Source organism: Ancylobacter aquaticus (assembly GCF_004339465.1).
GTDB lineage: Bacteria > Pseudomonadota > Alphaproteobacteria > Rhizobiales > Xanthobacteraceae > Ancylobacter > Ancylobacter aquaticus.
On the sequence record NZ_SMFY01000011.1, the window covers coordinates 1 to 3,164 of the forward strand.

Here is a 3,164-nt window from a genome sequence, read left to right on the forward strand (position 1 = left end):
CAAAAAGGCCCGCCGGTTGGCGGGCCTTTCGCGGGCTCGGGTGGGATGGGGGGAGGGTCGGGCGGGCGGGGCCGATCCGCCCCGCCGCCTCCGCCTCGCCCCCGCCCCTCGCCTCGTCAGTGGTTGAGGTTCTTGACGATGTCCTCGACCATTTTCTTGGCGTCGGCGAAGAGCATCATGGTGTTGTCGCGGAAGAACAGCTCGTTCTCCACCCCGGCATAGCCCGCCGCCATGCCGCGCTTGATGAACAGCACCGTCTTCGCCTTCTCCACGTCCAGGATCGGCATGCCGTAGATCGCCGAGGTCGGGTCGGTCTTGGCCGCCGGGTTGGTCACGTCATTGGCGCCGATGACGAAGGCCACGTCCGCCTGCGCGAACTCCGAGTTGATGTCCTCAAGCTCGAACACCTCGTCATAGGGCACGTTGGCTTCCGCCAGCAGCACGTTCATGTGCCCGGGCATGCGCCCCGCCACCGGATGGATAGCGTATTTCACTTCCACGCCCTCGGCCTTCAGCCGGTCGCCCATTTCGCGCAGCGCGTGCTGGGCCTGCGCCACCGCCATGCCGTAGCCCGGCACGATGATCACCTTGGCCGCGTTCTTCATGATGAACGCCGCGTCCTCGGCCGAGCCCTGCTTCACCGGGCGCGTCTCCACCGCCCCGGCCGGGCCGCCCGACGTATCGCCGCCGAACCCGCCCAGGATCACCGAGATGAAGGAGCGGTTCATCGCCTTGCACATGATGTAGCTCAGGATCGCGCCGCTTGAGCCCACCAGCGCGCCGGTGATGATCAGCGCCGTGTTCGACAGGGTGAAGCCGATGCCCGCCGCCGCCCAGCCGGAGTAGCTGTTCAGCATCGACACCACCACCGGCATGTCCGCCCCGCCGATCGGGATGATGATCAGCCCGCCCAGGATGAGCGCGGCGATCACGATCAGCCAGAACACGGTGTGGCTCTCGGTCATGACCAGCACGCCGATCAGCACCACGATCAGGCCGGCAAGGCCGGCATTGATCAGGTGGCGCCCCGCCAGCATGATCGGCTTGCCCGACATGTTGCCGTTGAGCTTGGCAAACGCGATCACCGAGCCGGTGAAGGTGATGGCGCCGATGGCGACGCCAAGGCTCATCTCGACCAGCGCCTGCGCGTGGATGAAGCCGGGATCGCCGATGCCGAAGGCCGCCGGCGCGTAGAGCGCCGCCGCCGCCACCATCACCGCGGAGAGGCCGACCAGCGAATGGAACGCCGCCACCAACTGCGGCATCTGCGTCATGGCGATCTTCCTGGCGATCACCGCGCCGGCGCCGCCGCCGATGGCGAGCCCGCCGATCACCAGCGCCCAGCCGCCCAGCCCCGCCGGGGGCGAGGAGGCCAGCGTCGTCACGATGGCGATGGTCATGCCGACCATGCCGAAAATATTGCCCTGCCGCGACGTCACCGGGCTGGAGAGCCCGCGCAGCGCCAGGATGAACAGGACACCCGAAACGAGATAGAGAAGCGCGACCAGATTGGCGTTCATGTCCGCGCTCACTTCTTCTTGGAGTACATGGCGAGCATCCGGCTGGTCACCAGGAACCCGCCGAAGATGTTCACCGCCGCCAGGATCAGGCCGACAAAGCCGAAGCCCCGCGCCCATTCCGTGCCCTCGGCCACCGTGTCGACGCCCACCGCCAGCAGCGCCCCGACCACGATCACCGACGAGATCGCGTTGGTCACGCTCATCAGCGGCGTGTGCAGCGCCGGCGTCACCGACCACACCACGTAGTAGCCCACGCACACCGCCAGCACGAAGATGGCGAGCTGGAACACGAACGGGTCGATCGCCCCGCCGGAGATCGCGTGCACCGCGCCTCCCGCGACCTCGGCATAGCTCTGCGCCGCCGCATCGGCATAGGCTGCTGCCGCCTCGGCCGCCTGCCGCGCGACCTCCGCCGCCATGCGCGCCCCTTCGGCCGCGTTCTGCGCCACGGCGTCCGAGACGCTCGGCGCGTTCTGGGCGAGTATCACGCCCCCTGCCGGATTGGCCATTTCCTCAATTCCCTTTGGATCTCGAAGGTCGCCCGAGGCAACCCATGGGCTTGCTGTTTCTTGAACCGCATGGCGAGAACGTCATCCCGGCCGGCGCGCGACGCGCTGAGCCGGGATCGTCGCCGGAACGGGCACGCGCTCCCGGATCGGCCTGCGGCCGTCCGGGATCACGGCGCATCTCACGCCGCCGAGGCGTCCGTCGCCGGAGCCGGAGCCGGAGCGTCAGATGCCGGAGCCGTCTCCGCAGGCCGGAAGCCGGGATGCACCACCGCCCCGTCCTTGGTCAGCAGCGTCGCCTTCACCAGCTCGTCGTCCCACTTCACCGCGAGCGTCTTCGTGGCCTTGTCCACCAGCGTCTCCACGAACGCGTAGAGGTTCTTGGCGTAGAGCTGCGAGGCGGTCGCCGCCAGCCGGCCCGGCACGTTCAGATGCCCGACGATCTTCACGCCGTTCGCCGTGGTGGCGACCTCGCCCGGCACGGCGCCCTCGACATTGCCGCCGCGCTCCACCGCGAGGTCGATGAGCACCGAGCCCGGCTTCATCGCCGCCACCGTATCGGCCGACACCAGCTTCGGCGCCGGGCGGCCGGGGATCAGCGCCGTGGTGATGACGATGTCCTGCTTGGCAATGTGCGCCGCCGTCAGCGCCGCCTGCTTGGCCTGGTACTCCGCCGACATCGCCTTGGCGTAGCCCCCGGACGTCTCCGCCTGCTTGAACTCCTCGTCCTCCACCGCGATGAACTTGGCGCCCAGGCTCTCCACCTGCTCCTTCGCCGCCGGGCGCACATCGGTGGCCGAGACCACCGCGCCGAGCCGGCGCGCCGTGGCGATCGCCTGCAGGCCGGCAACGCCCGCCCCCATCACGAACACCCGCGCCGCCGGCACCGTGCCGGCCGCCGTCATCATCATCGGGAAGGCCCGGCCGAACTCGGCCGAGGCGTCGATCACCGCGCGGTAGCCGGCCAGGTTCGCCTGGGAGGACAGCACGTCCATCACCTGCGCGCGGGTGATGCGCGGCATCAGCTCCATGGCGAACAGGCTCGCCCCCGTGCCGGCGATCTCGGTGAGCGCCGCCTCATGGCCATGGGGATCGGCAATCGCGATCACCAGCGCCCCGGGGTTGATCCCCTTCAGCG

General features: G+C 69.3%; 3 protein-coding genes. All 3 read right to left on the reverse strand.

Annotation, left to right across the window (positions count from 1 at the left end; all coding sequences use genetic code 11):
• Positions 1 to 116: 116 nt before the first annotated feature.
• Positions 117 to 1,520 (reverse strand): NAD(P)(+) transhydrogenase (Re/Si-specific) subunit beta, encoded by a 1,404-nt coding sequence (locus EV667_RS22470; protein WP_131837546.1) that lies wholly within the window; start codon positions 1,518 to 1,520, stop codon positions 117 to 119.
• A gap of 8 nt (positions 1,521 to 1,528) precedes the next feature.
• Positions 1,529 to 2,029, reverse strand: coding sequence for a proton-translocating transhydrogenase family protein (locus EV667_RS22475; protein ID WP_131837547.1), 501 nt, complete (start codon positions 2,027 to 2,029; stop codon positions 1,529 to 1,531).
• Positions 2,030 to 2,208: 179 nt separating this feature from the next.
• Positions 2,209 to 3,164, reverse strand: a 956-nt coding sequence (locus EV667_RS22480) for an NAD(P) transhydrogenase subunit alpha (protein ID WP_131837548.1), incomplete at its 5' end; no start/stop codon positions are given.

Coding starts and splice junctions, on each gene's coding strand:
- EV667_RS22470 (WP_131837546.1), bottom strand. CDS start 1,520: ATGAACGCCAATCTGGTCGCGCTTCTCTATCTCGTTTCGGGTGTCCTG.
- EV667_RS22475 (WP_131837547.1), bottom strand. CDS start 2,029: ATGGCCAATCCGGCAGGGGGCGTGATACTCGCCCAGAACGCGCCGAGC.